The organism is Candidatus Effluviviaceae Genus I sp. (genome assembly GCA_016867725.1).
In the GTDB taxonomy this organism is placed as follows: domain Bacteria; phylum Joyebacterota; class Joyebacteria; order Joyebacterales; family Joyebacteraceae; genus VGIX01.
This window is the reverse complement of sequence record VGIX01000062.1, coordinates 1-6,575: the sequence shown is the minus strand read 5'-3', so window position 1 is coordinate 6,575 and position 6,575 is coordinate 1. Positions and strand designations below refer to the sequence as shown.

The 6,575-nt window shown below is 71.8% G+C and carries 4 protein-coding genes; all 4 read left to right on the top strand.

The window, feature by feature from the left end; genetic code table 11:
- Window positions 1-2,491, top strand: a 2,491-nt coding sequence (locus FJY74_09090; protein ID MBM3308468.1) for a hypothetical protein, incomplete at its 5' end; no start/stop codon positions are given.
- Complete coding sequence (locus FJY74_09085; GenBank protein MBM3308467.1) at window positions 2,488-4,302, top strand: tetratricopeptide repeat protein; 1,815 nt, start codon at window positions 2,488-2,490, stop codon at window positions 4,300-4,302. The genes FJY74_09090 and FJY74_09085, both read left to right, overlap by 4 nt.
- A 160-nt stretch (window positions 4,303-4,462) precedes the next feature.
- Complete coding sequence (locus tag FJY74_09080; GenBank protein ID MBM3308466.1) at window positions 4,463-5,644, top strand: asparagine synthetase B; 1,182 nt, start codon at window positions 4,463-4,465, stop codon at window positions 5,642-5,644.
- Window positions 5,645-5,762: 118 nt separating this feature from the next.
- Window positions 5,763-6,575, top strand: an 813-nt coding sequence (locus tag FJY74_09075; protein ID MBM3308465.1) for a GAF domain-containing protein, incomplete at its 3' end; no start/stop codon positions are given.

Here is a 6,575-nt window from a genome sequence, read left to right as displayed (position 1 = left end):
GCTGGACTACGAGTTCCCGCGCTACAGCGGCCTCGTGCCGCGCACCGTAGACGAGAACAGCGGCGACATCACGGCCCTCGTCGGCACGAACGTCACGATCACCGTCACGCCCAGCAAGCCTGTCGCACGCGCCGACCTCGCGTTCGCCGGCGGCGTGCGGCAGGCCTTCGAGCGCGCGGGGGGACAGGCGCTTCGGACGACGCTGACCGTGACGGGGAGCACGACCTACGCCATCGAGATGACCGACCGCGACGGGCTGACCAACCCCGACCCCGCCGCCTGGTCGATCGTCGCCGTGCGCGACGAGCACCCGCTCGTGCGGATCGTCGAGCCGGGCGAGGACCGCGTGGCGCCCGCCGACATGCTGCTGCCCGTCGCGGCGTCGGCCGTGGACGACTACGGCATCGGGAGGCTCGCCCTGCACTACGCCGTCCAGGGGGGCACGACCGAGGGGACGCTCGCTCTGGCCGAGCCCGGCCCGCGGGCGCCGCGCGAGCTCGCCGGCCGCGTTCTGTGGGACCTCAGAGACACCGGCGCGGTGCCCGGCTCGGTGCTCATCTACTACGCCGCGGTCACCGACAACGACGCGGTGACCGGGCCGAAGACGGCGCGCAGCGAGAGCTACCTCGTGCGGCTTCCGAGCGTGGCCGAGCTGTACAGCAGGGTGAGGGAGGAGCAGGACGCGATCGCGGACGACCTCGAGGAGGTCCTCGGCGAGCAGGAGGACGTGCGCGAGCAGTTCGAGAGCCTCAAGGAGGAGATGAGAAGCAACCCCACCCTCGACTGGCAGAAGGAGGAACGGATCGAGGCGGCGCTCCAGAGGCAGGAGAAGGTCGTTGACGACGCGACCGCCATCGTGGACCGCCTCGACGAGCTGACCGCCGACATGAGCGAGAGCGACCGCGTCACGCTCGACGCGCTCGAGAAGACGAGGGAGATCGCCGATCTCCTCGAGGAGGTCGCCACGGACGAGATGCGCGAGCTCCTCGAGCGCATCCGCCAGGCGATGGGCGACATCAAGCCGCAGCAGCTCGCCGCCGCGATGGAGCAGATGACGCTCACGCAGGAAGACTACCTGCGGCGCCTCGAACAGACGCTGAACCTCCTCCGTCGCGTCAAGGCCGAGCAGGAGCTCGCGGACGTCGCGAACCGGGCGCAGGACCTCGCGGAGCGCGAGGGGCGCGTCGCGGAGGAGGCCTCGCAGCGCCGCGACGGCGAACCGTGCGACGCGCTGGCCGCCGAGCAGGCGTCGCTCAAGGAGGAGGCCGAGAAGCTCCTCGCGGACCTCGAGAAGGCCGCCGAGAGCATGGAGCCGCTGGACCGGTCCACGGCGTCCGACATGCGCGCGGCGGCGGAGGAGACGAGGCAGGCGGGCACGCTCGAGAAGATGGAGCGCGGGCGGGCGAAGCTCGCGGAGTCGAAGCCGTCCGAGGCGGCCGGGGCGTGTCAGTCCGCCGCGAACGATCTCAAGACGCTCTTCACGCGCGCGTCGGCGTGTCAGGGAGGCGCGGCCTGCAGCCTGAGGCAGCGGGACCGCGAGGCCACGCTCCGGGCGGTGGACGAGCTCCTCGGCGTGTCGGCCGAGCAGGGGAAGATCCTGAAGGCCGTCGAGACGCGCGAGCGCATCCCGCGCGGAGCGCTCGTCGAGCTCGTGGCGAAGCAGACGGACCTCGCGGAGGCGCTGACCGCCACGGCGCAGCGCCTGTTCACGGTGTCGAAGGAGTCGTTCGTCATCGACGCCGGCGTGCATCGCAGGATCGGGCTCGCGCAGGCGGCGATGCTGCGCGCGGCGTCGCGGATCGCGGACGGGGGTTCCACGCCCGGCAGGAAGGAGGCCCGCGACGCCCTCGGCCAGGTGAACGCGCTCATCGTCGATCTGCTCACCACGAGCCAGCAGAGCTCGCCGTCGTCCGGCGGAAGCGCGCTCGAGGAGCTCATGCAGCAGCTTCAGTCGATGGCGGAGCGGCAGTCGTCGCTCAACGACCTCACGCGGCTTCTCGAGCGGCAGACGCAGGAGCTCGGCATGGGTCCCCAGGCAAGCCGGCAGCTCGCCGACATGATGGCCGCGCAGGAGCGGCTCCTCGAGGACGCCAGGAGGCTCGCGAGGGAGTTCGGGGACCGCCGCGAGATCCTCGGCAGGCTCGACGACACCGCGGACGAGATGGCGAAGGCGCTCGCGGAGATGGAGAAGACCGGCGCCTCGCAGCAGACGGTGGACCGCCAGAAGCGGATCCTCTCGCGGCTCCTCGACGCGCAGCGCTCGCTTCGGCGGCGCGAGTACACCCGCGAGCGCCTGTCTCGGCCCGGCGAGGAGTACGCGCGCGAAAGGCCGGGCGCGCTGCCGGACGACGCGACCCGGGCGACGCAGCGGCTTCGCGAGGACCTCCTCAGGGCGATGGAGCGCGCCTACCCCGGCGAGTACAGGGACCTCATCCGCGCGTACTTCGAGGGGCTGTCGCAGGACGCGCGCGGCGGGAGCGAAGGGCGATGAACCGTCTTGCGGCGGCCGCGCTCGTCGCGGCGATCCTCACGACGCACGGTCCGTCGGCGGCCCGAACGGTCGGTGAGCCGACCGTTGACGAGCGCGAGATCGGCGCGGCGCGGAACGCGCTCATCATGGGGGACAACGCCGCGGCCGTGACCCTCTTCGAGGCCCTGTACGAGCGGATGCCCGACGACCCGCGCGTGCTCTGGGGGCTCGTCCGCGCCTACACCGCGAGCGGGATGGACCGCGAGCGCGTCGTTCCGCTTCTTGCGGAGCGGCTTCGGCGCATCCCGTCCGACGACCAGGCGAGGCGGGAGCTGGGGGAGGCGTACGCGAGGATCGGGGAGCGCGCGCTCGCGCACGAGACGTGGATCGCGGGCGCCGCGAGCGTGCGGGCCGACGCGGACCGGTACTACGACGTCGGGTCGCTCGAGATGCAGTACCGCATGTACGAGCACGCGGAGGTGACCTATCGCGAGGGCCGGACGCGGCTCTCGTCGCCCACGATGTTCGCGGAGGAGCTTGCCCAGGTGTACACGGCGCTCAGGCGGTTCGATGAAGCGATCGACGAGTGCCTGCTCGCCGTGGAGGAGCATCCGGCGATGGCGCAGTGGGCGGTCAACAACGTCGAGCTCATGATCGAGCTCGGCGCGCCGCGGGACCGCATCGAGCGACGGGTGACGGGCATCGCGAAGGCGGAGGGCTCGTCGCCTGCGGCGCTCGCGTTCGCGGGGAGCGTGCTCCTCGCGTTCGGGCGGCACGACGACGCGCTCGCGGCGTACACGCGGGCCGACGGACTCCACGGCGCGAAGGGGGAGGCGCTCCTCGAGTTCGCCGGGATCCTCGAGGACGAGGGCAGGCCGGCCGAGGCGCGGCGCGCGTACCTGTCGGTCGTCGAGCGGGCGCCGGGCTCCGCGCAGGCGGCGACCGCCGGGACGAAGGCGGCGCTCCTCCGCGCGGCCTCGGGCGACCCGGAGGGCGCCGTGGCGGAGCTCCGGGCGGTGGCCGAGGCGTCGGCCGACCATCCGGCCGCCGGGGACGCGCTCCTCGAGGCGGCGAGGATCGAGCTCTACACGCTCGACGACCCCGCCGGCGCGCTCGAGACCGTCGGGCGGATCCCGGCCGCGCCGCGGCTGCGGCGGAGCAGGGAGGAAGCAGAGCTTGTCGCGATCGACGCCGCGCTCGCGCTCGGCGACGTCGACGGCGCGCGGGCGAGGGCCGCGGCGCTGGCGGGCGGGGCGGCAGAAGCGGCCGTTCGGGGTCGCGCGATGTACGCCGGCGCGTACGCGGCGTTCCTCGCGCTCGACACGGCCGCCGCGCTCGACGGCTTCCGCGCGCTCGTCACGATGGACGTCTCCGGACCGCTCGTGAACGACGCGCTCCGCCTCATGCTCGTGCTCTCGGACGCGGACGAAACGGGGGACGAGGAGCCGCTCAGGCTCTTGGTCTCGGCGCACGTGGCGCTGCGGCGGGGCGACCGGGAGGGCGCGCGCGCCGCGGTGGCCGCGCTCGCCTCCGCGAGCGCGGCCGGGTCGGCCGCCACCGAGGGGCTCCTGCTTCTCGCCAGGGCCGCGGAGGCCGACCGCGACGCCGACCGTGCGCTTGCGGCATACGCGGCGGTGCTCGAGGGGTCGGCGTCGCTCGCGGCGCGCGCGCACGCCATGATGCGGCGCGGGGACATCCTCGCGGCCGCGGGACGGAGCGCGGAGGCCATGGCGTCGTACCGCGGCATCCTCGAGGAGCTTCCCGCGAACTTCCTCTCGGGGGAGGCGCGACGGAAGCTCGACGAGCTGCGGCGGGCTCTCCCGGAGGGATGAGAAGGTGATTGGAGGCGGGCGGACCGGCGGGGAGCGGACGGGGCGCGCTGACGGCGGGGCAGCGGGGCGCGCTGTTGCTGCGCGGGCCGTGCCGCTCGCCCTGGCCGCGGGAGCGCTCCTGCTCGCCGCCGTCCCCGCGTCGGGGGCGCACCTCATCCCCATGGACCTCACGCAGAGCGACCACCTCAAGGCCTACGGCGCCGCGTACTGGGCGCTCGAGAAGGGCTACCGCGTCGAGTGGCTTCTCAACTACCGCGGCGGGTCCTTCCTCGTGCTCGACGGCGGCCGCGACGTCATCGAGGAGTGCACCTTCCGCGGCGTGCGCAGGGAGGACATCGACGGCGCGCCGCTCGCCGCGCTCTACGCGACGGTCGAGCAGGAGAACATGGAGGTGGTGCTCCTCGAGAAGGCGCCGGCGGTCGCGGTCTACGCCCCCGACGTGGTCGAACCGTGGGACGACGCCGTGATGCTCGCGCTCGAGTACGCGGAGATCCCATACACGGTCGTGTGGGACCGCGAGGTGCAGACCGGCCGGCTCGCCGAGTACGACTGGCTGCACCTTCACCACGAGGACTTCACGGGGCAGTACGGGAAGTTCCACGCGGCGTTCGCGAACGCGGAGTGGTACCGAGAGCAGAAGGCCCACTATGAGCGACTCGCAGCGGAGCAGGGCTTCGCGTCGGTGTCCGAGCAGAAGAAGGCGAGCGCGGCCACGATCAGGGAGTACGTCGTCCGCGGCGGGTTCCTGTTCTCGATGTGCTCGGCGACCGACAGCTTCGACATCGCGCTTGCCGCGGCCGGCGTGGACATCTGCGACGCGGCGTTCGACGGGACCCCTCCCGACCCGCGCGCGCAGGAGAAGCTGGGTTTCTCACGGTGCGTGGCGTTCGAGAACTTCACGATCATCACCAGTCCCAACGTGTACGAGTTCTCCGACATCGACATGACGGAGGACGTTCGGAACCGCCCGGAGGAGACCGACTTCTTCACGCTGTTCGAGTTCGCGGCGAAGATCGACCCCGTGCCGACGATGCTCACGCAGTGCCACGTGAACGTCGTGCGCGGGTTCATGGGGCAGACGACGAGCTTGCGCAGGAGCCTCGTGAAGAGCTACGTCACCGTGCTCGGGGACTACCCGGGCACCGACGAGGTCAAGTACATCCACGGGAACGTAGGGCGCGGGACGTTCACCTTCCTCGGCGGCCACGATCCCGAGGACTACCGCCACATGGTCGGCGACCCGCCGACCATTCTCGCTCTCCACAAGAGCTCACCGGGCTACAGGCTCATCCTCAACAACGTCCTCTTTCCCGCGGCACGGAAGAAGGAGCGGAAAACGTAGCCCCGCCCTGTCCCGCCTGTCGCCGGCGTCCATGGCGCCACCGGCGACCCATCCTCCCGCCCCTCTGGCACGCTTCTTGTAACCACACTCCCGCTAGGGCACTTCACGAGGGGGTGCTATGGGAACATCGCTCGATCCGCGTCGGACGGCCGGAGACCGCCCGCCGCGGAGCGTTCTCAAGGAACTCCTGTTCTCCATGCTGGCCTTCGGGACGGTGGTCGGGCTGCTGTTTCCGCCCTTCGCCAGCGCCCAGCTGCACTCGCCGGCCGCGATGAGCTACCGGTTCTTCGCCCTCTCGGTGGCGTCGGGCCTCATCGTCGGCGCCGGCAACTTCCTCATCTTCAAGATGGTCGTCTCGAGACAGCTCGCGCTGCTCGTGTCGGGGATGCGGCACGTCAACGCCGAGGTCCGCGCCGCCATGGACACGGGGAGCGACACGCTCGAGCAGTGCAAGCTCAGCGTCACGAGCAGCGACCTCATCGGCGACGCGACAGCCTCGTTCAACCACATGACCGAGGCGATCGGCCGCAGGATCGGCGTCGAGAGCACGACCAGGAGGCTCCTGGCGAGGCTCTCGCAGTCTGTCGCCCTGGATGTTGTCTCGCGGGACATCCTGGACGCGCTTGCGGACATCACGGGCGCGCGTGGCGGCGTGCTCTACGGCGACACGGGACAGAAGCTCCGGCTGTTCGGCTCCTTCGGAGTCGACGCGGGATCGGGAGTTCCCGACGAGCTCGACGCTTCGCAGGGGCTCGCACAGCGGGCGGTGTCGCGCGGCGAGGTCATCTGCGCGTCACCGTCGCGCGACGGGTTCGAGTGGGTCGCCTTCTCGACCCCGCTGGCGCAGTTCCGCCCCGGCTCGATCACTGTCATCCCTCTCGTCGCCGAACAGCGGCCGGTCGGCGTCGTGGTGCTGGCCTGCTGCGGCGAA

Coding starts and splice junctions, on each gene's coding strand:
- FJY74_09085 (MBM3308467.1), top strand. CDS start 2,488: ATGAACCGTCTTGCGGCGGCCGCGCTCGTCGCGGCGATCCTCACGACG.
- FJY74_09080 (MBM3308466.1), top strand. CDS start 4,463: ATGGACCTCACGCAGAGCGACCACCTCAAGGCCTACGGCGCCGCGTAC.